The organism is Rhodobacter sp. SY28-1, assembly GCF_005222785.1.
Taxonomy (GTDB): Bacteria; Pseudomonadota; Alphaproteobacteria; order Rhodobacterales; family Rhodobacteraceae; genus Tabrizicola.
The window spans coordinates 1,755,242-1,775,944 of sequence record NZ_STGH01000001.1; the positions used below are offsets into that span (position 1 = coordinate 1,755,242).

At 66.2% G+C, this 20,703-nt stretch carries 17 protein-coding genes; 15 read left to right on the forward strand and 2 right to left on the reverse strand.

Annotation, left to right across the window (positions count from 1 at the left end):
• The first annotated feature begins 3 nt into the window (after positions 1 to 3).
• The 9 genes from murB to E8M84_RS21610 all read left to right on the forward strand — a co-directional run bounded on the left by murB (position 4) and on the right by E8M84_RS21610 (position 10,007).
• Positions 4 to 933, forward strand: a complete 930-nt coding sequence (gene murB / locus E8M84_RS08715) for a UDP-N-acetylmuramate dehydrogenase (protein WP_170971877.1) — start codon at positions 4 to 6, stop codon at positions 931 to 933.
• Between the two features lie 39 nt (positions 934 to 972).
• A complete protein-coding gene (locus E8M84_RS08720) occupies positions 973 to 1,893 on the forward strand; it encodes a D-alanine--D-alanine ligase (protein WP_170971878.1) in 921 nt (306 codons plus the stop codon).
• On the forward strand, positions 1,881 to 2,777 hold the full coding sequence (locus E8M84_RS08725) for a cell division protein FtsQ/DivIB (RefSeq protein WP_137110724.1): 897 nt from the start codon (positions 1,881 to 1,883) through the stop codon (positions 2,775 to 2,777). The genes E8M84_RS08720 and E8M84_RS08725 overlap by 13 nt, the downstream gene beginning before the upstream one ends.
• Positions 2,774 to 4,108: a cell division protein FtsA gene (ftsA, locus tag E8M84_RS08730; protein WP_137110725.1), complete on the forward strand. Its 1,335-nt coding sequence runs from the start codon at positions 2,774 to 2,776 to the stop codon at positions 4,106 to 4,108. The genes E8M84_RS08725 and ftsA overlap by 4 nt, the downstream gene beginning before the upstream one ends.
• Positions 4,109 to 4,304: 196 nt before the next feature.
• Positions 4,305 to 5,945 carry a cell division protein FtsZ gene (gene ftsZ / locus E8M84_RS08735; protein ID WP_137110726.1) on the forward strand — a complete coding sequence of 547 codons (1,641 nt, stop codon included), beginning with the start codon at positions 4,305 to 4,307 and terminating at the stop codon, positions 5,943 to 5,945.
• A gap of 194 nt (positions 5,946 to 6,139) precedes the next feature.
• A complete protein-coding gene (gene lpxC, locus E8M84_RS08740) occupies positions 6,140 to 7,069 on the forward strand; it encodes a UDP-3-O-acyl-N-acetylglucosamine deacetylase (protein WP_137110727.1) in 930 nt (309 codons plus the stop codon).
• 105 nt (positions 7,070 to 7,174) lie between these two features.
• Positions 7,175 to 8,014, forward strand: coding sequence for an outer membrane protein assembly factor BamD (locus tag E8M84_RS08745; RefSeq protein ID WP_137110728.1), 840 nt, complete (start codon positions 7,175 to 7,177; stop codon positions 8,012 to 8,014).
• A 36-nt stretch (positions 8,015 to 8,050) separates the two neighbouring features.
• Complete coding sequence (gene recN, locus E8M84_RS08750) at positions 8,051 to 9,694, forward strand: DNA repair protein RecN (protein WP_137110729.1); 1,644 nt, start codon at positions 8,051 to 8,053, stop codon at positions 9,692 to 9,694.
• Between the two features lie 49 nt (positions 9,695 to 9,743).
• Positions 9,744 to 10,007 (forward strand): hypothetical protein, encoded by a 264-nt coding sequence (locus E8M84_RS21610; RefSeq protein WP_205914583.1) that lies wholly within the window; start codon positions 9,744 to 9,746, stop codon positions 10,005 to 10,007.
• Positions 10,008 to 10,022: 15 nt separating this feature from the next.
• On the opposite strand, the gene E8M84_RS08760 is transcribed toward E8M84_RS21610, so the two are convergent.
• Positions 10,023 to 11,393 (reverse strand): FAD-binding oxidoreductase, encoded by a 1,371-nt coding sequence (locus E8M84_RS08760; RefSeq protein WP_137110730.1) that lies wholly within the window; start codon positions 11,391 to 11,393, stop codon positions 10,023 to 10,025.
• A gap of 97 nt (positions 11,394 to 11,490) precedes the next feature.
• Between E8M84_RS08760 and purQ the strand changes: the two genes are divergently transcribed.
• The 5 genes from purQ (at position 11,491) to E8M84_RS08785 (ending at position 19,515) form a co-directional block, all read left to right on the forward strand.
• Positions 11,491 to 12,159 (forward strand): phosphoribosylformylglycinamidine synthase subunit PurQ, encoded by a 669-nt coding sequence (gene purQ / locus E8M84_RS08765; RefSeq protein ID WP_137110731.1) that lies wholly within the window; start codon positions 11,491 to 11,493, stop codon positions 12,157 to 12,159.
• Positions 12,160 to 12,205: 46 nt separating this feature from the next.
• The gene (locus tag E8M84_RS08770) at positions 12,206 to 13,966 is read left to right on the forward strand and encodes an ATP-binding protein (RefSeq protein ID WP_137110732.1); all 1,761 of its coding nucleotides are present in this window, start codon (positions 12,206 to 12,208) and stop codon (positions 13,964 to 13,966) included.
• 10 nt (positions 13,967 to 13,976) lie between these two features.
• A complete protein-coding gene (locus E8M84_RS08775) occupies positions 13,977 to 15,305 on the forward strand; it encodes a sigma-54 dependent transcriptional regulator (protein WP_137110733.1) in 1,329 nt (442 codons plus the stop codon).
• 237 nt (positions 15,306 to 15,542) lie between these two features.
• On the forward strand, positions 15,543 to 16,403 hold the full coding sequence (locus tag E8M84_RS08780; protein WP_137110734.1) for a hypothetical protein: 861 nt from the start codon (positions 15,543 to 15,545) through the stop codon (positions 16,401 to 16,403).
• 397 nt (positions 16,404 to 16,800) lie between these two features.
• Positions 16,801 to 19,515: a ribonuclease E/G gene (locus E8M84_RS08785; protein ID WP_137110735.1), complete on the forward strand. Its 2,715-nt coding sequence runs from the start codon at positions 16,801 to 16,803 to the stop codon at positions 19,513 to 19,515.
• 56 nt (positions 19,516 to 19,571) lie between these two features.
• Here the strand turns inward: E8M84_RS08785 and E8M84_RS08790 are convergent, their stop codons facing one another.
• Positions 19,572 to 19,802, reverse strand: coding sequence for a sulfurtransferase TusA family protein (locus E8M84_RS08790; protein WP_137110736.1), 231 nt, complete (start codon positions 19,800 to 19,802; stop codon positions 19,572 to 19,574).
• A 112-nt stretch (positions 19,803 to 19,914) separates the two neighbouring features.
• Between E8M84_RS08790 and E8M84_RS08795 the strand changes: the two genes are divergently transcribed.
• Positions 19,915 to 20,670 (forward strand): cytochrome c biogenesis CcdA family protein, encoded by a 756-nt coding sequence (locus tag E8M84_RS08795; protein ID WP_137110737.1) that lies wholly within the window; start codon positions 19,915 to 19,917, stop codon positions 20,668 to 20,670.
• Positions 20,671 to 20,703 lie beyond the last annotated feature (33 nt).

Consider the following 20,703-nt stretch of genomic DNA (forward strand, 5'->3'; position numbering starts at 1 on the left):
GGCATGAGGATGACACTACCCGAAACGCGCGGCGTGCTGACGCCGGATCGCCCCTTGGCGGACCTGACCTGGCTGCGGGTGGGGGGGCCTGCGGATTGGCTGTATCAGCCTGCGGATGAGGCTGATCTTTGCGCCTTTCTGGCCACGCTGGACCCTTCGGTGCCGGTGTTCCCGATGGGAGTGGGGTCGAACCTGATCGTGCGGGATGGCGGCATCCGGGCGGTGGTGATCCGGCTGGGGCGGGGGTTCAACTCGATTGAGGTGCAGGGCGATAGGGTTGTAGCCGGTGCGGCGGCGCTGGACGCGCATGTGGCGCGGCGCGCGGTCGAGGCCGGGCTGGACCTGACATTTCTGCGCACCATCCCGGGAAGCATCGGCGGCGCTGTGCGGATGAACGCAGGGTGCTACGGGTCCTATGTCGCGGATGTGCTGGAGGAGGTGCGGGTTGTCACGCGCTCGGGTGAGGTGCAGACGCTGCCCGCGTCGGCGCTGAACCTGCGCTATCGGCAGAGCGATGTGCCGGCAGGCTCGGTCATCGTGTCGGCAACATTCCGGGCGGTGAAGGGTGATCCGGCGGCGCTCGAGTCGCGGATGGCGGAGCAGATCGCCAAGCGCGATGCGTCGCAGCCGACGAAGGAGCGGTCGGCGGGGTCGACGTTCCGCAATCCGGCGGGGCGGTCGTCCACGGGCAAGGCCGACGACACGCATGAATTGAAGGCCTGGAAGGTGATCGACGACGCGGGGATGCGGGGCGCTCGGGTGGGCGGGGCGCAGATGTCCACCATGCATTCCAATTTTCTCATCAACGCCGGGGGGGCGACGGCGGCGGATCTGGAAAATCTCGGCGAAGAGGTCAGGAAAAAGGTTTACCAATCAAGCGGTATCACGCTAGAGTGGGAAATCATGCGGGTCGGAGAATTCCCGCACGAATAACAAATCACGGGTCGGCAACAGACCCGGATGAGGCAGTGTATGGCGGGCGCATCGAGCAGGATGGCCCCCGAAGTGGCGGTTCTGATGGGTGGGCTTTCCGCTGAGCGGGAAGTATCGCTTGTCTCTGGGCGCGAATGCGCCAAGGCCCTGCGGGAGGCTGGTTACAAGGTGACGGAGGTCGATTGCGGCCCCGATCTGCCTGCGCGCCTTTCTGACCTTAAGCCCGATGTCTGCTTCAACGCCCTGCACGGCCGATGGGGCGAGGATGGCTGCGTCCAGGGGATGCTGGAATGGCTGGGCATCCCTTACACGCATTCCGGGGTGCTGGCCTCGGCCCTGGCGATGGACAAGGTCAAGACCAAGGAGGTTTACAGGGCCGCCGGTCTGCCGGTGGTCGACAGTGTGCTGGCCACGCGGGACGAGGTGGAGGCGGGGCATGTCCTGCCCGCGCCCTATGTGGTGAAGCCTTACAACGAGGGCTCCTCGGTCGGGGTCTATATCGTCCGCGAGGGGTCGAACGCGCCGCGGCTGGCTGCGTCGATGCCTGCGGTGGTGATGGTCGAGACTTACGCTCCGGGTCGCGAGTTGACGGTGACGGTGATGGGCGACCGGGCGCTGGGGGTGACGGATATCATCACCGACGGCTGGTATGATTACGAGGCGAAATATGCGCCCGGTGGCAGTCGGCATGAGTGCCCGGCGAATATCCCGGCCGAGATCGAGGCGGCCTGTCTGGATTATGCGCTGCGGGCACACAAGGCGCTGGGGTGCCGGGGGGTGTCGCGGACCGATTTCCGCTGGGATGAAACGCGGGGCTTGGCGGGGCTGATCCTGCTGGAGACGAACACCCAGCCGGGGATGACGCCGACCTCGCTTGCCCCGGAACATGCCGCGTTGCATGGGATGAGCTTTGCCGACTTCTGCGCTTGGATGGTGGAGGACGCGTCATGCAATCGCTGACCGCGCGCCGTCCAAGCCGGGGTATCCGCCGCGATCCGGCGCCGTCCAAGTGGGACTACCGGCTGCAGCGGCTGATGCTGACGCCTTACGTCCGGGGCTTTGTCTGGAAGGGTCTGCCAACGCTGGTCATCCTGGGCGGGATCGCGCTGTGGTTCAGCCACGAGCCGAACCGGCAGGCGGTGATCGGGCAGCTGACGCATCTGCGTGAAGAGTTCGAGGCGCGGCCGGAGTTCCGGGTGTCGCTGGCGCGTGTCGAGGGTGCGTCGGACGATCTGGCCGTGGCGGTGCGGGCCAAGCTGGCGCTGCCCCTGCCGATGTCTTCTTTCGACATTGACCTGGATGCCGCGCGGGCAAGGATCGAGGCGCTGGATGCGGTCAGGAAGGCCGATCTGCGGGTGCGGTCGGGCGGCGTGTTGCAGGTGGTGATCACCGAGCGCATGCCGGTCGCGATCTGGCGGACCGAGGACGGGCTGACGCTGGTTGATGAGACCGGCCACCGTGTGGCGGGCCTGATGTCGCGCGCCGACCGGCCCGACCTGCCGCTGATCGCGGGCGAGGGCGCTGACCTCGCCACGCCCGAGGCGCTGGACCTGATCGCTGCCGCCGGTCCGCTGCTGCCTCGCATTCGCGGTCTGGTGCGGGTGGGCGAGCGGCGCTGGGACTTGGTCCTTGACCGCGAGCAGCGCGTGCTGCTGCCCGAAGTGAATCCGGTGCAGGCGCTGGAGCGCTTGCTGGCGCTGGACCATGCGCAAGACCTGATGAACCGCGACATCCTGACCGTGGACCTGCGGTCAGATCACCGACCCACCCTTCGCCTTACCCCCCATGCCCTTGCCGAAATCCGTCGCGCGCAAGGCCTAGAAACCGTGGAGAACGAACTGTGACCGATCTCTATACTTCCCAGCGCGCCATGCGGAACATGCGCAAGGCGGCCATGCAGCGCGGCGTGATCGCCATTCTGGACGTGGGCACCAGCAAGATTGCCTGCCTTGTGCTGCGGTTCGACGGGCCGGACCGGCTGCGCGAGCAGGATGGTGTCGGGCCGATGGCGGGGCAAAGCCAGTTCCGGGTGATCGGGGCAGCGACGACGCGCAGCCGTGGCGTCCGTTTCGGCGAGATCGCGGTCATGAACGAGACCGAGCGCGCCATCCGCACGGCGGTGCAGGCGGCGCAGAAGATGGCCAACGTGCGGGTCGATCATGTGATCGCTTGCTTCTCGGGCGCGGAGCCGCGCAGCTATGGGCTGGCGGGCGAGCTGGACCTGCAGGATTCGGTGGTGACGGAACAGGACGTCAGCCGGGTGCTGGCATCCTGCGACGTGCCGGACCTTGGGGCAGGGCGCGAGGTGCTTCACGCCCAGCCGGTCAACTTTGCGCTGGACCATCGGTCGGGCCTTGGCGATCCGCGCGGGCAGATCGGGCATCGGCTGGCGGTCGACATGCACCTTCTGTCAGTGGACGGCGATGTGGTGCAGAACCTGCTGTACTGCATCAAGCGCTGTGACCTGGAATTGGCGGGGATTGCTTCGTCCGCCTACGTCTCGGCGATTTCCTCGCTGGTCGAGGATGAGCAGGAGCTGGGTGCGGCCTGCATCGACATGGGCGGCGGGGCGACCGGCATTTCGATCTTCATGAAGAAGCACATGATCTATGCGGATTCGGTGCGGATGGGCGGGGACCATGTGACCTCGGACATCTCCAAGGGTCTGCAGATCCCGATGGCGACGGCCGAGAAGATCAAGACGCGCCACGGCGGGCTGTATGCGACCGGGATGGATGATCGGGAAATGATCGACATTGGCGGCGACAGCGGGGATTGGGAGAAGGACCGGCGACAGATCAGCCGGACCGAGCTGATCGGGATCATGCGGCCGCGCGTCGAGGAAATCCTTGAGGAAGTGCGCGCCACGCTGGACGCAGCAGGGTTTGACACGTTGCCGAGCCAGCAGATCGTGCTGACCGGGGGTGGCAGCCAGATTCCGGGGCTGGACGGCATCGCGACACGGGTGCTGGGCCAGCGGGTGCGGCTGGGTCGTCCGCTGCGGGTGCAAGGCTTGCCGCAGGCGGCGACGGGGGCGGCTTTTGCCTCGGCGGTAGGGCTGTGCCTGTTCGCTGCGCATCCGCAGGACGAATGGTGGGACTTCGAGATTCCGGCGGAACGCTATCCCGCACGCTCGCTGCGGCGGGCCGTCAAATGGTTCAAGGACAACTGGTGACCACTATATCCACGCGCCGAGGGCGAAATACCGCTGAAATCGGGGGCTTGACCCCCAGATTTCGTGGTCTTGCGAGAGTTTTCGCGTGACGTTTTGAAACGTTGTGGATAGAATCGGGGATAAGTCGGCCTTCCGCGGGGATTTAATGGCGGAAAGGACCGGTAAACAGGCGGCGGACAAAGGGACAGGCAAACCCATGGCACTCAATTTGACGATGACTTCTGAGCGTGAAGAGCTGAAGCCGCGCATCACCGTTTTCGGCGTCGGCGGCGCGGGCGGCAATGCGGTGAACAACATGATCGACAAGATGCTGGAAGGCGTCGAGTTCGTCGTGGCGAACACCGATGCGCAGGCCCTGCAGCAAAGCCGGGCAGGCGCGCGCATCCAGATGGGTGTCAAGGCAACGGAAGGACTTGGGGCAGGGGCGCGGCCTTCGGTCGGCGCAGCGGCGGCGGAAGAGACGATCGAAGAAATCGTCGACCACCTTGCCGGGGCGCATATGTGCTTCATCACCGCGGGCATGGGTGGCGGCACGGGAACCGGGGCCGCGCCGATCATCGCACAGGCCGCACGGGAGTTGGGCGTCTTGACGGTTGGCGTCGTGACGAAGCCGTTCCAGTTTGAAGGCCAGAAGCGGATGCGGCAGGCCGAAGAAGGCATCGAAAGCCTGCAGAAGGTCGTCGATACGCTGATCATCATCCCGAACCAGAACCTGTTCCGGCTGGCGAACGAGCGCACCACCTTCACCGAAGCCTTCGCGATGGCCGACGACGTGCTGTATCAGGGCGTCAAAGGTGTGACGGACCTGATGGTCCGTCCGGGCCTCATCAACCTCGACTTCGCCGACGTCCGCGCCGTGATGGACGAGATGGGCAAAGCGATGATGGGCACGGGCGAAGCCCAGGGAGACGACCGTGCGGTGCAGGCGGCGGAGAAGGCGATTGCCAACCCGCTTCTGGACGAGATCAGCCTGAACGGCGCGAAGGGTGTGCTGATCAACATCACCGGCGGCCATGACCTGACGCTGTTCGAGTTGGACGAAGCCGCGAACATCATCCGCGAGAAGGTGGACCCGGAAGCCAACATCATCGTGGGCTCCACCCTCGACACCGCGATGGAAGGCCGGATCCGCGTGTCGGTCGTGGCGACCGGCATCGACGCTTCGGCTGCGAACAAGGCCGAACCGCCGGTGGCGCGCCGGTCCATGGGGACGCCGCTGACGCTGAACCCGGTGCGTGAGCCCGAAGCGTCGCGTGCAGCCGCCCCGGTCTATACCCCAGCCCCCGAGCCGGTGATGGAAGAGCGGATGGCCTTCGAGGAAGAGGTCGACAGCGTGGCTGATGCCGCCTTCGACGCCGCCGCGTCGAAAGCCGACATGGATATGGACGATCTGTCGATTGCCGACGATCTGCCGCCGCCCGCCTATCGTCCGGCCCCGGCCCAGCCGACGCTGGTCCGCTCGACCCCGGCGGCGATCGAGGCCGACCCGAGCGACTTTGTCGCCCCGCGTCCGCGCGTCGCAGGTCAGCCCTCGCCCGAGGCTCTGGCCCGGCTGCAGGCAGCGGTGAGCCGTCCTGGCAGCACCCCGGCCAAGTTCACCCGGCCAACGCCGGTTGCGGCCCCGACCCCGGCGGCAGCAGCGGCTGCGGCACCGAAGCCGCGCTTTGGCATCGGCTCGCTGATCAACCGTATGGCAGGCCATCTGGAAGCGGGCAGCCCGACAGCACCGGCCGGGCGGACGCAACCGCCGGTCACGTCCTACGACGACGATCATGACATGGGATCCGACCAGGACCGGATCGAGATTCCCGCCTTCCTGCGCCGCCAGGCAAACTGAAAAGAACGCGGCACACTGACAGAGACTGGCCCGGGAAACCGGGCCTTTTCCTTTTTGTGGCAAGGACTTGCCGATCATTTCAACCCTGTCACATACCGTCACAAAGAGTGAGTTGAGATCGCGCGCATGAGAGAATACCTAACTTGCAACCGGAAGCAGGCACTGAACCTGCCCGGCATGAGGTTGAGCGAGACGTGCAGAATACGCTGAATTCCCCTGCGACCTTTACCGGGCTTGGCCTGCACTCGGGCTTGCCTGTGCGCATGGTCGTGCGCCCGGCGCCTGCCGACCACGGGATCTGGTTTCGCCGCACCGACATCGCCGACCGGGATGCGCTGATCCCGGCGCGCTGGGATGCAGTCACTCCGTCGCGGCTGTGCACGGTGATCGAGAACGACGCGGGTGTGTCCGTCTCGACCATCGAACACATCATGGCTGCGCTGGCTGGTTTCGCCGTTCACAACGCACTGATCGAGATCGACGGGCCGGAAGTTCCGATCCTTGACGGCTCGGCGCTGGCCTTCATCGAGGGCTTCATGGCCGCAGGTCTGGACGAGCAGTATCTGCCGGTCCGCGCCGTGCGGGTGCTTCGTCCCGTCGAAGTGCGCGAAGGTGACGCGGTGGCGCGGCTGGAACCGGCCGACATGCTGGAGATCGATTTCCGCATCGACTTCGAGGACGCGGCCATCGGGGTGCAGGAGCGCAGCCTGAACATGGCCAACGGCGCCTTCGTGCGCGAGCTGTCCGACAGCCGCACCTTCTGCCGCCAGTCCGATATCGATGCAATGCGGGCCAAGGGCCTGGCTCTGGGCGGGACGCTGGAGAATGCGGTCGTCTTTGCGGGCGACCAGGTGCTGTCGCCGGGCGGTCTGCGCCATGCGGACGAGCCTGTGCGCCACAAGATGCTGGACGCGGTGGGCGATCTGGCGCTGGCCGGTGGCCCGGTTCTGGGGCGTTATGTGGGCGAACGGGCAGGTCATGCGCTGACGAACCGGCTGCTGCGCGCGCTGTTTGCCGATGCTTCGGCCTATGAAATCGTCGACTGCGGGCCGCGCACCTTGGGCAAGTTGCCGGGTGTTGGCGTCCATGCGGGCGATTTGCCCATCCGCAACGGGTCCTGCTGAACCTGCGCAAAGTCACGAAAGGCGTTTTGCGCCCCGGATTTTTCTGTGCTAGGACGGGCCAAACATAGGGCGAACCGCCCGGGCTGCAGGTTGGATAGGCAAAGAATGTCAGGCAGAAGGCCCGGCGCAGGGTTTGTAGGAGCGGCGGTTCTGGCGATGGTGCTGACCGGCTGCGGTGGCGGCCAGCAGGAACGTGCGCTTGATTCCTACACGGCGGAAGAAATCTACAAGAAGGGCGAGCTGGAGCTTGAGACCGGCAAGAAGCCCAAGGATGCGCTGCTTTACTTCCAGGAAGTCGAGCGGCTGTATCCTTATACTGAATTCGCCAAGCGCGCCCTGATCATGCAGGCCTTCACCCATCACAAGGCGAAGGAATATCCCGAGGCCCGCGACGCGGCGCAGCGATTCCTCGACTTCTACCCGGGTGACGAGGATGCGCCTTACGCCCTGTATCTGATGGCGCTGTCCTATTACGACCAGATCGACGATGTCGGCCGCGACCAAGGGGTCACCTTCCAGGCGCTGAAGGGCATGCGCGACGTGATCGAGACCTATCCCGACAGCGAATATGCCCGGTCCGCCATCCTGAAGTTCGAGCTTGCGTTCGACCAGCTGGCCGCGAAGGAAATGGAAGTCGGGCGCTATTACCTGAAGCGCAAGCATTACGCGGCGGCGATCAACCGGTTCCGGACAGTCGTGGCAGATTACCAGACCACCTCGTTTACGGCCGAGGCGCTGCATCGCCTGACCGAAAGCTATCTGGCGCTGGGTCTGACCGATGAGGCTCAGACTTCGGCGGCGATCCTGGGTTACAACTACCAGTCCTCGCCGTTCTATGACGACAGCTTCCGCCTCTTGAAGGGCAAGGGCCTGTCGCCGGAAGCCAAGGGCGAAGGCTGGCTGCGCACGATCTATCGCCAGATGGTGCGGGGCGAGTGGTTGTAGTCATGGTGCGCTGTCGCGCACCCCACGAGGCGCCCGATGCTGCGCAGCCTTGATATCCGCGATGTCCTGATCATCGACCGGCTGAGCCTGGAGCTTGGCGCGGGCCTGAACGTGCTGACCGGCGAGACCGGGGCGGGCAAGTCGATCCTGCTGGATGCGCTGGGGTTCGTGCTGGGCTGGCGCGGGCGGGCCGAACTGGTGCGGCAGGGGGCCGCGCAGGGTGAGGTGACGGCGGTCTTTGACCTTGCGCCGGGCCATGCGGCCCGGGCGGTGCTGGAGGAGGCGGGGATCGAGGCGGAGGACGAGCTGATCCTGCGCCGGGTCAATAGCGCGGACGGGCGGAAGACAGCCTTTGTGAATGACCGTCGGGTCTCGGGCGAGGTGCTGCGGGACCTGTCGGATACGTTGGTGGAACTGCATGGCCAGCATGATGACCGGGGCTTGCTGAACCCCCGTGGCCATCGGGCGCTGTTGGATGCTTTCGCGGGGCTGGACCTTGCGGGTCTGCGTGGGGCCTGGGCCGCGCAGCGGGACGCTCGTTCCGCTTTGGCTGAGGCCGAGGGGGCGCTGGCGCGGGCGGCGGCCGAGGAAGAGTTCCTGCGCCATGCTGTGGCGGAACTGGACAAGCTGGACCCGCAGCCCGGCGAGGACGAGGCGCTGGATGCCCGCCGCCGACTGATGCAGAGCGCGGGGCGGATTCGCGAGGATGTGGCGAAGGCCTTCATGGCACTGTCCGACGAAGGGGCCGAGGGCCGGATGCGCGATGCCTTGCGCTGGCTGGATGGCGCGGCGGAGAAGGCCGAGGGGCGGTTGGACGGCCCGATGGAGGCGTTGAACCGCGCGCTCATTGAGTTGGGCGAGGCGGCAGACGGGGTAGAGCGGGCGCTGGAGGCGCTGGACTTTGATCCGGGTGAGCTGGAGCGGGTCGAGGAACGACTGTTCGCGATCCGGGCGCTGGCGCGGAAGCATGGGGTGCTGGCGGACGATCTTGGGGGCTTCGCCGAGGGCCTGCGGGTGAGACTGGCGGCGATTGACGGCGGGGCTGCGGGGATTGCCCGGTTGGCGAAGGCGGTGGCCGAGGCTGAGGCGGGTTACGCGGCCGAGGCGGCGCGGGTGACGAAGGCGCGGGTTGCGGCGGCAAGGAAGCTTGATGCAGCGATGGCGGCGGAACTGGCGCCCTTGAAGATGGAACGCGCAGTGTTCGTGACCGAGGTGACGGCGGGGGAGCCGGGACCGGAGGGGGTGGATGCCGTGACCTTCACGGTGGCCACGAACCCCGGCGCTCCTGCGGGGCCGCTGAATCGCATCGCCTCGGGCGGGGAATTGTCGCGGTTCCTGCTGGCGCTGAAAGTGTGTCTCACGGGCGACAGCCCCGGCCTGACGCTGATCTTCGACGAGATAGACCGGGGTGTCGGTGGGGCGACGGCGGATGCGGTCGGGCGACGGCTGAAAGCGCTGGCGTCGGGCGCGCAGGTGCTGGTGGTGACGCACTCGCCCCAGGTCGCGGCCTTTGGCGCGCAGCATTGGCGGGTGGAAAAGCGGGTGGCGAAGGGGCAGACCCTGTCCACGGTCACGGGGCTTGGGACCGAGGATCGAATCGAGGAGATTGCCCGGATGCTGGCTGGTGACACGGTGACCGAGGCGGCACGGGCCGCGGCGCGGGCGCTTTTGGCAGGCTGACGAGAACTTCAGCGTTTTTTGCGTCGATCTGTCCAAAGCTACGGCGCAAATGTGGCGACCCTTGCATCTGGCGCATGGCGGGATTCCCGTGATGGCTCTACAATGCCGCACTGCAGCGTCCTATCTTCTGGGCAAGAAGAAAGGACACATCATGTTCAACCTGTTCAAATCGCTGGTTTCCGGGAAAGCCTTCCCGCGTATTTCCGACCTTGAGCGGTCCTACCTGGATGCCTCGGTCAGCCGCATCGACTTGGAACGCCGCCAGCGCGAGATCGACGCCGGGCTGTTCCGCAAGTCGAGCTTTGACTTCTAGGCATGGGTTCCCGGCCTAGTCCGGGATCACCTTGCCGGGGTTCATCAGCCCCAGAGGATCAAGGGCGCGTTTCAGCGCGCCCATGACCGCCCAGCCTTCCCCATGTTCGGCCTGCATGTAGGGTCGTTTGCCAAAGCCCACCCCGTGTTCGCCGGTGATCGTGCCACCCAGCCGCAGAGCGCGGTCGGCCATCCGGCCCGCCAGCGCCTTGGCCGTGGCGATCTCGGCATCCGAGGCAGGATCGACCAGCAGGATCGCGTGGAAATTCCCGTCGCCGACATGCCCGAGGATCGGGCCGGGAATGCCGGATGCGGCGATGTCCGCCCGGGTTTCCTCGACCGCTTCCGCCAGTCGGGAAATCGGCACGCAAACGTCCGTCACCACGGCCTTCGCCCCCGGGCGTGAGGCAAGAATCGCCCGGTAGGCAGAGTGGCGCGCGGCCCAGAGGCGGGTGCGGTCCTCGGGCCGTTCGGCCCAGTCCAGTCCTTCGGCGCCGAAGTCGGCAGCCAGGGTGCGGAATCGGTCAACGTCTTCGGCAAGCCCGGCCGGGTGGCCGTGGAATTCTACGAGCAGTTGCGGGGCAGGGGGCAGGGACAGGCGCGAATAGGCGTTGCAGGCCGTGACCGTGTCGGTGTCCAGAAACTCGATCCGCGCGGGCGTCAGGCCCATCTGCATCGTGGCGATCACGCAATCGACTGCCGCGCCCACGGACGGGAAGGCGGCGACGGCGGTCATTACCGCCTCGGGCTGGCCGTGGAGTTTCAGGGTCAGTTCGGTGATGAGGCCCAAGGTGCCCTCCGACCCGACGAAGAGGGCGGTCAGGTCGTAGCCTGCCGAAGATTTCGGAGCGCCGGTGCCTGTGCGGATCACCTCGCCACTGGCCAGCACCACCTCCAGCCCCCGGACATTGTCGCGCATCGTGCCGTAGCGGACGGCAGTGGTCCCGGATGCGCGGGTTGCGGCCATCCCTCCCAGAGATGCGTTGGCCCCGGGATCGACGGGGAACATCAGCCCGGTCGTGCGCAGTTCGACATTCAACGCCTCGCGGGTAATGCCGGGCTGGACGCGGACGAGGCGGTCCTCGGCCCGAATTTCCAGGACGGCCGCCATGTTGCGGAAGTCCACGACAACACCGCCCGCGACGGCCAGCGCATGGCCTTCCAGCGAGGTTCCGGCGCCCCAGCCGATCAGCGGTACGCGGTGGGTGGTGGACCAGCGGGCCAGGGCGGCGACCTCATCGGTCGCGCGGGGAAAGACCACGGCATCGGGCAGGCCCGCGCTGACCAGGCTTTCGCTTTGGCCGTGTTCGGCCAGCACGGGGCCTTGGGTGGACAGGCGGTCGCCGAACAGGGCGCGGAGATCTGCAAGGGCGGGATCGGTCAACATGGAGGGGATGCTAGCCGCCTTGGGCGCGGGCGCAAGCTCTGGTCCTTTGCGCGGCTTTCAGCTATCAGGCGCGCATTCCAGCAAAGGAGTCGCCCCGATGAAAGCCGCTGTCGTCACCTTCCCGGGTTCGAATTGCGACCGTGACCTTGCGGTGGCCTTCGAAGGCGCAGGGTTCGAGGTGGCGCGGGTCTGGCACAAGGACAGCGCCTTGCCGGCCGGGGTCGACGTGGTGGGGGTGCCGGGGGGCTTCAGCTTTGGCGACTATCTGCGCTGCGGGGCGATTGCGGCGCAGTCGCCGATCTCGGGCGCGATCCGGGCCCATGCCGACCGGGGCGGCTATGTGCTGGGCATCTGCAACGGGTTTCAGGTCATCACCGAGATGGGCCTCTTGCCGGGCGTCCTGATGCGCAATGCGACGCTGAAATTCGTCTGCCGGACAGTGTCGCTGAAGGTCGCGACGGTGCAGTCGGATTTCACCAGTGCCTATCGCAAGGGGCAGGACATCAAGATTCCGATTGCGCACCACGATGGCAACTACACCATCGACGCCGAAGGGCTGGCGCGGCTGCAGGGCGAGGATCGCATCGCCTTCACCTATGCGCAGAACCCCAATGGCAGCATGGGCGACATCGCGGGCGTGCTGTCGGAAAACCGTCGTGTGCTGGGGATGATGCCGCATCCGGAGCGTGCGACCGAGGCAGCGCTTGGCAGCGTGGACGGCAAGGGGCTGTTCGCATCCTTGATGCGCGGGATGGCGCTGGCCTGAGCCGCATCGGCTTGAGGCCCCATCGGGCGGGGCCTACTCTGCCCGCATGACCGCAACGGATCCCAGTTCGATCTCTGCCACAACGCCGGGCCTGCCGTGGCGTGCCAAGCTGGCTGTGGTCATGCTGGTGGTGCTGGCTGTCGTCGTCGTGCTGGTGTCGAACCGACTTCTGACCGACCGCTACACGGCCGACACGCGCAGCCGCGCCGAAGTTCGCCTGGCGCTGTATACGGGCAACTTGATGGCCGAGTTGCAGCGGACCTCGGTCGTGCCGCTGTTGCTGGCCAGTGACCCGGATCTGGTGTCGGCGCTGAAAAGCGGGAACTTTTCGGGCACGTCGGCCAAGCTGATAAAACTGCAGGCCGAACTGGGCGTTGCTTCGATCCGGCTTGTGGATGTGGACGGGCGGGTGGTCGGTGCGACCAACCGCAACCTGCTGGGAACCAGCCACCGGAATTCGACATATTTCGTCGAGGCGCAGCGGTCGAAGGACACGATCTTTTCGGCCGTTCGGCGCGATACGGGCGGCTTCGACTTCCTGTATTCCCGCAAGGTGATCGAGGGGGCGTCGACGCTGGGCGTGATCCTCGTGTCGGTCGATCTGGTGAAGTATGAGCGCGCCTGGGCCGGTCTGCAGGATGCAATCATGGTCACCGACAGCGAAGGCACTGTGATGCTGGCGACCGAGCCGCGCTGGCGCGGGCTGCCTGCCGCCGAGGCGCTGGCGCTGCGTGATCCGCCCTCGGCCATTGCGCGGGCGTTGCGGGCGACGGCGGAGTGGACGCAGGACCCGCCCGATGCCTATGTGCGTGGCGAGGCGGTGATGCGCACCGAGGCGCGGGTGCCGTTCCGGGGCTGGAAGATCGCGACCTTCACCGCCTACGGGTCGGTGCGCGATCAGGTGAACGGCATCCTCGCGCTGGAGATCATGGGGTTCGCGATCCTGATGGCCTTCACCTTCTACCTGCTGTCGCGGCGGGCATGGTCGCGGTCCTTGTCGTTCCAGCGGGAATCGGCGGAACTGCGGCTTCTGAACGCGCGGCTGCAGCGGGCGATTGCGGAACGCGAGAAGGTGAAGAAGGACCTGGAGGTTGCCGAACTGACGCTGGCGCAGTCGTCGAAACTGGCGGCCTTGGGCGAGATGTCGGCGGCGGTGAGCCATGAGCTGAACCAGCCCCTGGCCGCGATGAAGACCTATCTGGCGGGCGCGCGGCTGTTGTTGCAGAGGAAGCGGCTGGACGAGGCGCTGTCGTCTTTTCAGCGCGTCGATGACCTGATCGAACGGATGGGCGCGATCACGCGGCAGTTGAAGTCCTACGCGAGGAAGGGCGGCGAAGCCTTTGAAGAGGTTGATCTTCGGGCTTGCGTCTCCTCGGCCCTGGCAATGATGGAACCGCAGTTGAAGGCGCGCGTGGTGAAGATCAGCCGGGGCATCCCGCGACAGGCGGTGATGGTGATGGCCGACCGGCTGCGGCTGGAGCAGGTCATCATCAACCTTTTGCGCAATGCGCTGGACGCGACGAAGGATATCAAGGACCCGCAGATCGACATCCTGTTGTCGGCGGGCGAAACCGCGACCCTGACGGTGCGCGACAACGGCCACGGGATCAGCGATCTCGATAACCTGTTCGAACCTTTCTACACGACGAAGAAGCCGGGCGAGGGCGTGGGGCTGGGCCTTGCGATCTCGTCCGGCATCGTCACCGATCTGGGCGGGCGTCTGACCGCGCGGAACGGGGATGGGGGTGGCGCGGTTTTCGAGATGCAACTGCCGATCCTGGGCAACAAAGTGGAAGCAGCAGAATGAAGAGGTCCCAATGGCCCGCGCAATGAAGGTGGCAATCGTCGATGACGAGGCCGACATGCGGCAGTCGATCAGCCAGTGGCTGGCTCTGTCGGGGTTCGACACGGAAACCTACGCCAGCGCCGAGGATGCGCTGAAGGTGATCGGGCCGGATTTCCAGGGCGTGGTGGTCAGCGACATCAAGATGCCGGGGATGGACGGCATGGCGCTGTTGAAGCGGTTGATGGGGCAGGATTCAGGGCTGCCCGTCATCATGATTACCGGCCACGGCGACGTGCCGATGGCGGTCGAGGCGATGCGGGTGGGGGCCTTCGACTTCCTGGAGAAGCCGTTCAATCCCGACCGGATGACCGAGCTTGCCAAGCGCGCGACCCAGGCGCGGCGGATGACCTTGGACAACCGGGCGCTTCGCAAGGAGTTGTCGGACGGATCCACCATCATCAAGAAGCTGATCGGGTCCTCCCCGGCGATGGAGCGGCTGCGGGAGGATATCCTTGATCTGGGGCAGGCGGATTCTCACGTCCTGATCGACGGCGAGACGGGGACGGGCAAGACTCTGGTCGCCCATGCCCTGCATGCGGTGGGGCCGCGGGCGTCGAAGAAGTTCGTGGCGATTTCCTGCGCGGCCTGGAGTGAGGACAAACTGGCCGCGCGGCTGTTCGGTCCGGGCGAGGACGGAACGCTGCCGCTGGTCGAGGAGGCGCGGGGGGGCACGCTGTGCCTGGAGGATATCGAGGCGATGCCGGGGGCATTGCAGGCTCGGCTTTTGACCTTCATAAACGACCAGGGCCTGCCGCCGGAAACCAGGATCATCGCGATCTGCAACAGCCATGCGCCGGATACCACGTTGGAGCAGACGCTGCGGCCGGACCTGTTCTACAGGTTGGGGGCGATGACGATCCTGCTGCCTCCGCTGCGGACGCGGGGCGAGGATATCCTGCAGCTGTTCACTCGGCTGTCCGAGCAATTCGCCGAGGAATACGGTTGTGATGCGCCGCAGGTGACGGCGCAGGAAGCGGCCCAATTGTTGCAGGCGCCCTGGCCGGGGAACGTGCGGCAGCTGGTCAACATCGCGGAACGGGCGGTGTTGCAGAACCGGCGGGGATCGGGGTCGATTGCGTCGCTGCTGATGGCGGAGAACGAGGCCTCGGGGCCGGCTTTGACCACCGAGGGCAAACCGTTGAAGGACTATGTCGAAGCCTTCGAGCGGATGCTGATCGACAACACGATGCGGCGGCACAAGGGGTCGATCGTGGCGGTGATGGAGGAGCTTTGCCTGCCGCGCCGGACCCTGAACGAGAAGATGGCCAAGTATGGGCTGACCCGGGGGGACTACGTCTGACCCCTTGGGGCTGTCCACGGGTGGACAGGGTGTCGCGCCAAGCGAAAACAAAGGGTTGGCTGTGGACGTTAGAGGTTCGTTAGGACTTGTCCGTGCCTGAAGGGGGCGCCAGTTCGCCCCTTTCCCGGCCCTTGAAGATGGAATCCGGACTTGCCTGCCGCCGGCGTGCCGTGCCTTTCTCTGCGGATGAATCGCAGAGGTGGCAGAGTGCGGAACTGGTGGATCGGTACGGGTTTGTTGCTGACAGCGACCCCGGCACAGGCGGAGTGCCTGGGGTCCTGTGCAAAGGACCTGGAGGCGGCGCTTCTGTCGTTTCTGGTCTACCTCGTCATCGCGATCACGCTGCTGGTGATGCTGATCCGCGCGAAATGGCGGCGGGCAGGACTTAAGGGGCTGGGGCTTGTGCTGGTCCTGTCGCTGGGGGTGCCGCTGGTCAGCCAGGCGTGGACGTCGTGGAAGCTGCGGTCGGTCGAAGGACGCGAGATTGCCGGATCGCCGCCGAAGCTGGCTGAACGGACTGTGCTGCTGATCACGCCGGACGAGTACTGCTATGACAGCGCCTGTGCGGTTGTGGTGCGGGCGAGCGGGGCGGCGGGGGTCCATGTCGTCTTGGCCACGGCGCTGGAAGGACTGGACCTGACGCGGCCGGTCGCCTTCGCGGACCTGCCCATCGAAATCTGGGCGCAGCCGACCGATGGGGGGGAAATCCGGCGCCGGGCGCTGTCCGCGGAAGAAAGACAGGCCGCGGCCTCGCGGATCGACTATCTGGTTATGACCACCTGGGCGTATTTCCCGGCCGATCCGGGGCCGGTCGAGGCGGCTCTGCGGAGCAATCCCGCCGTCCCGGGCATGGGGGCGGGTGAGACGGTGCGGTTCCTGATGGCGCCGCTGGACCCGGCGCAGGGCGAGATTGCCTTTGCCACCCTGCGGCCCGATCTTCTGGACCTGAGCCTTCTGGATCGTGCCCTGGCCATTCCACTGGCCCCAAGGAACACCCAGGGCCCCGGCAACCATGCGGCCGGGATGGCAGAGGCCGCTGCCGCGATCTGCCCGGCGGATGATCCCAGCGGAAACTGCCTGTCTCTGCTGGAGCGCTAGGGCAGCCTGCGGGGGGGCGAAATTCGCCATTGCCCTTCTTGCGGCTTACCCATAGGGTCGGCCAGAGGCAGTCTATCTGCCCGAGGAATTCTCTCCTTTGGGGCCTGGGCGCGTGAAATTCGTGTCCCTTTGAAGGAGCCGGATCGGCCGCAAGGTCGTGCACATTGCCCGCAAGTCCCTGGATTTGCTGGCTTGATTAGGTGGAGGGCCCGAAAGGCCCTTCAATTGTAACCGCGATGAGGCGTGCAGGCATTTCAAGCAACGGAACAGTCGACCCACGGGGTCGGAGACCGCTGCATATGCCCGCTGCCCGCGCTCAGACAAGTCGCCCCCTCCGTTCCATATCCCCGTCTGGTCCGCCAGGCGACCCGTTGCGCTTGGGGCGCAGTGGACCAACATGTCAAAGAAAATGCTTATCGATGCCACCCATTCCGAGGAAACCCGGGTGGTCGTGGTCGACGGAAACAAGGTCGAAGAATTCGACTTCGAGACCGTAAACAAGCGCCAGCTTGCCGGAAACATCTACCTTGCCAAGGTGACGCGGGTTGAGCCGTCACTGCAGGCGGCCTTCGTGGAATACGGCGGCAACCGGCACGGGTTCCTGGCCTTTGCCGAAATCCATCCCGACTATTACCAGATCCCGGTCGCCGACCGTAAGGCGCTGATCGAGGAAGAGCGGGCAATGGCCCGCGCCGAGGAGGAAGAGGACAACCGCCGGTCGCGTCGCCGTCCGCCCCGGCCTGCGGCCAAGGCCGAGCAGGTGAAATCCGACGATGCGGTGGCCGAAGGGCCGTCGGGCATGGATGTGGTGGACCTGGGCGAGGACGAGGTCGCGGACGGGCCGCTGGTGCAGGCGGCCGTCGAGGCGCAGGAGGACGCGCCGGTCAATCATGCGCATGACCACGAGCATGACCATGACCACGGGCACCACGATCACGACCATCACAACGAGTCGGTCGAATCCGGCAATGGCGGGCGCTATCGCGCGGTGGACCATGCCAGTGACACCGATGACGAGATCGAATCCATCGCCGAAGAGGATGTGGCCGAGGAAATCGCCGCTCCGCGTCGGCCGCGTGCCCGGCGCTACAAGATCCAGGAAGTGATCAAGGTCCGGCAGATCATGCTGGTCCAGGTCGTCAAGGAAGAGCGCGGCAACAAGGGCGCGGCGCTGACCACCTACCTGTCGCTGGCCGGTCGCTATTGCGTCCTGATGCCGAACACGGCGCGGGGCGGCGGGATTTCCCGCAAGATCACCAATGCCGTCGACCGCAAGAAGCTGAAGGAAATCGCGGGCGAGCTGGAGGTTCCGGAAGGTGCGGGCCTGATCGTCCGGACGGCCGGGGCCAAGCGGACCAAGCCCGAGATCAAGCGCGACTACGAATACCTGATGCGGCTGTGGGAGCAGATCCGCGAGCTGACGCTGAAGTCGATTGCGCCCGCCAAGATTTACGAGGAAGGCGACCTCATCAAGCGGTCGATCCGCGATCTGTACTCCCGCGAGATCGACGAGGTGCTGGTTGAGGGCGAGGGCGGCTATCGCACGGCCAAGGACTTCATGCGGATGATCATGCCGAGCCACGCCAAGCAGGTGGTGCGGTATCAGGATTCGACGCCCCTCTTTGCGAAGTACCAGGTCGAGGGTTATCTGGGCGGCATGTTCAACCCGGTGGTGCAGCTGAAATCCGGCGGCTACATCGTGATTGGGGTGACCGAGGCGCTGGTGGCGATCGACGTGAACTCCGGTCGGGCCACCAAGGAAGGCTCGATCGAGGAAACCGCGCTGAAGACCAACGTCGAGGCGGCCGAGGAGATCGCGCGGCAGCTGCGGCTGCGCGACCTTGCGGGTCTGATCGTCATCGACTTCATCGACATGGAAGAGCGCAAGAACAACCTGACGGTTGAGAAGCGCCTGAAGGACAAGCTGAAGACCGACCGCGCCCGCATTCAGGTCGGGCGGATTTCCGGGTTCGGTCTGTTGGAGATGAGCCGGCAGCGGTTGCGGCCGGGGATGCTGGAATCGACGACCCAGCCTTGCCCGCACTGCCATGGCACTGGCCTGATCCGCAGCGATGACAGCATGGCGCTGCAGGTGCTGCGCGCGCTGGAGGAAGAGGGGACGCGGAAGCGGTCGAAAGAGGTGCTGCTGAAGGCGCCTGTGGGGATCGTGAACTATCTCTTCAACGCGAAACGCGAGCATGTGGCGCTGATCGAGGCGCGCTATGGCATGGCGGTGCGGATCGAGGCGGACCCGATGATGGTCTCGCCCGATTACTCCATCGAGAAGTTCAAGACCGCGATCCGTGCGGTGCCGGAGGGTCCGGTCGTGTCGGGCCATGCCGGGCTGATGGGCGCGCCGGTCGAGGAAGAGGAAGACGAGGATATCGTCGACGATCTGGTCGAGGAGGAAGCCGAGGAGGCCGAGGCTTCGGACGAGGTGCGGACTGCCGCTCCGACGGGCGAGGGCGATGGCCAGGGCGGTCGCAAGAAGCGTCGGCGGCGTCGGCGGCGGCGGGGTGGCCAGCGTGATGGCGCAGGTGCCGTGACCGAGGGCGGCGAGGCCGGAGCGGACGGCGACGAGGACGAGGACGGCGCAGACGAGAGCGAAGTTGCGGGTGAGGCCGAGGCGGTGGTTGTGGCGGAGGCCGTGACCGAGGAGCCGAAGGCCAAGCCGCGGCGCACGCGCAAGCCGCGCGGGGCCAAGGCCGAGGCGGCGGAAGCTGCGGTTGAGGCGGCTCCGGTTGTGGCAGAGCCGGTGGTTGCAGAGCCGGTGGCTGAAGCACCTGCGGCCGAGCCGGTTGCCGACGCGAAGCCTGCGCCGAAGAAGCGGGCCAGCCGGGCCAAGGCGGTGACGGTAGAGGCCGAGGCTCCGGTCGCGGAGGCTCCTGTGGCGGAAGCCCCGGTCGCCGAGGCGCCGAAGCCGAAAGGGCGATCGCGGGCCAAGGCTCCGGCTGCGGCAGTGGCCGAGGCGCCGGCGCTGGCACCCGATCCGGGGATGGTGGCGGTGGCCGAGACGGTGGTGGCCGATCCGGGCGAGGCGGAAGCCCCCGCGCCGGAACCGGATGAACCGGCCAAGCCCAAGCGCAAGGGCTGGTGGTCGCTGGGCCGATAGGCGCGGGACCATGGAACAGGCGGCGGGCGGTGGGGCAACCCTCCGCCCGTTTGCGTTCAGCCGCGGCGGATCAGGTGGAGCGTGACGGTGCCATCAGCCTGGTTGCCAAGGTAGGCGTGACCGGCCTGATCGCAGAAGTGGGGCAAGTCGATCAGGGCCATGGCATCGGTCGCGCGCACGCAAAGGACAGAGCCGGAGGCGAGCGACAGGAGCCGCTTGCGCGCGCGCAGGACGGGGAGGGGGCAGAGAAGCCCTTCGCAATCCACGATCTCGTCCCAATCCGGCATGTAACGGGTGTAGCCGCGGTGCCGCCACAGGGCAAGGTTACAACCCCGCAACGCGCATGTGACGGGGTGACCCGGTGACGGGCCGGTCGAAAGCCGCTATCTGGGACGGAACATGTTCGGAATCGAGATCATCGACGCTGCCCTTCTGCCCGCGATGCTGGTCGCGCTGGTGGCGGGCGTGCTGTCGTTCCTGAGCCCCTGCGTCCTGCCCATCGTGCCGCCCTACCTGGCCTATATGGGCGGCATTTCCATGGGCGACATGCGCGACGGGGTGGACCGGCACCGGGTGATCCTGCCCGCGCTGTTCTTCGTCATGGGGCTATCGACGATCTTCCTTCTGTTGGGCTTCACCGCCTCGGCCTTCGGGAGTTTCGTGCTGGACAACCAAGTGCTGCTTGCGCGGATTTCCGGTCTGCTCATCATCGCCTTCGGGCTGCATTTCCTGGGCCTCTACCGCATCCCGATCCTGGACCGGGAGATGCGCGTCGATGCCGGGGACAGGGGCGGGTCGGCCTTTGGCGCCTATCTTCTGGGCCTGGCCTTCGCCTTTGGCTGGACGCCCTGCATCGGCCCGCAACTGGGTGCGATCCTGTCGCTGGCCGCGCAGGAGGGCAGCATGGAGCGCGGGACCCTGCTGTTGGGCGTCTATGCGCTGGGTCTGGGCCTGCCTTTCCTGCTGGCGGCCATTTTCATTGAACATTCAATGGTCTTGATGACAAAGCTCAAGCGTCACATGAAGCTGATTGAGCGGCTGATGGGCGGGCTTCTGGTCGTCGTCGGGCTGGCGCTGGTGACGGGGGCCTTCACCGACTTCAGCTACTGGATGCTGGAAACCTACGAAGTGCTGGGCCTGCCGCTGCCGGGTTGACCGGCGGGGCAAGGCTTCCCTCTGGCTTACCAG

Coding starts and splice junctions, on each gene's coding strand:
- murB (WP_170971877.1), top strand. CDS start 4: ATGAGGATGACACTACCCGAAACGCGCGGCGTGCTGACGCCGGATCGC.
- E8M84_RS08720 (WP_170971878.1), top strand. CDS start 973: ATGGCGGGCGCATCGAGCAGGATGGCCCCCGAAGTGGCGGTTCTGATG.
- E8M84_RS08725 (WP_137110724.1), top strand. CDS start 1,881: ATGCAATCGCTGACCGCGCGCCGTCCAAGCCGGGGTATCCGCCGCGAT.
- ftsZ (WP_137110726.1), top strand. CDS start 4,305: ATGGCACTCAATTTGACGATGACTTCTGAGCGTGAAGAGCTGAAGCCG.
- E8M84_RS08745 (WP_137110728.1), top strand. CDS start 7,175: ATGTCAGGCAGAAGGCCCGGCGCAGGGTTTGTAGGAGCGGCGGTTCTG.
- recN (WP_137110729.1), top strand. CDS start 8,051: ATGCTGCGCAGCCTTGATATCCGCGATGTCCTGATCATCGACCGGCTG.
- E8M84_RS21610 (WP_205914583.1), top strand. CDS start 9,744: ATGTGGCGACCCTTGCATCTGGCGCATGGCGGGATTCCCGTGATGGCT.
- E8M84_RS08760 (WP_137110730.1), bottom strand. CDS start 11,393: ATGTTGACCGATCCCGCCCTTGCAGATCTCCGCGCCCTGTTCGGCGAC.
- purQ (WP_137110731.1), top strand. CDS start 11,491: ATGAAAGCCGCTGTCGTCACCTTCCCGGGTTCGAATTGCGACCGTGAC.
- E8M84_RS08770 (WP_137110732.1), top strand. CDS start 12,206: ATGACCGCAACGGATCCCAGTTCGATCTCTGCCACAACGCCGGGCCTG.
- E8M84_RS08775 (WP_137110733.1), top strand. CDS start 13,977: ATGGCCCGCGCAATGAAGGTGGCAATCGTCGATGACGAGGCCGACATG.
- E8M84_RS08785 (WP_137110735.1), top strand. CDS start 16,801: ATGTCAAAGAAAATGCTTATCGATGCCACCCATTCCGAGGAAACCCGG.
- E8M84_RS08790 (WP_137110736.1), bottom strand. CDS start 19,802: ATGCCGGATTGGGACGAGATCGTGGATTGCGAAGGGCTTCTCTGCCCC.
- E8M84_RS08795 (WP_137110737.1), top strand. CDS start 19,915: ATGTTCGGAATCGAGATCATCGACGCTGCCCTTCTGCCCGCGATGCTG.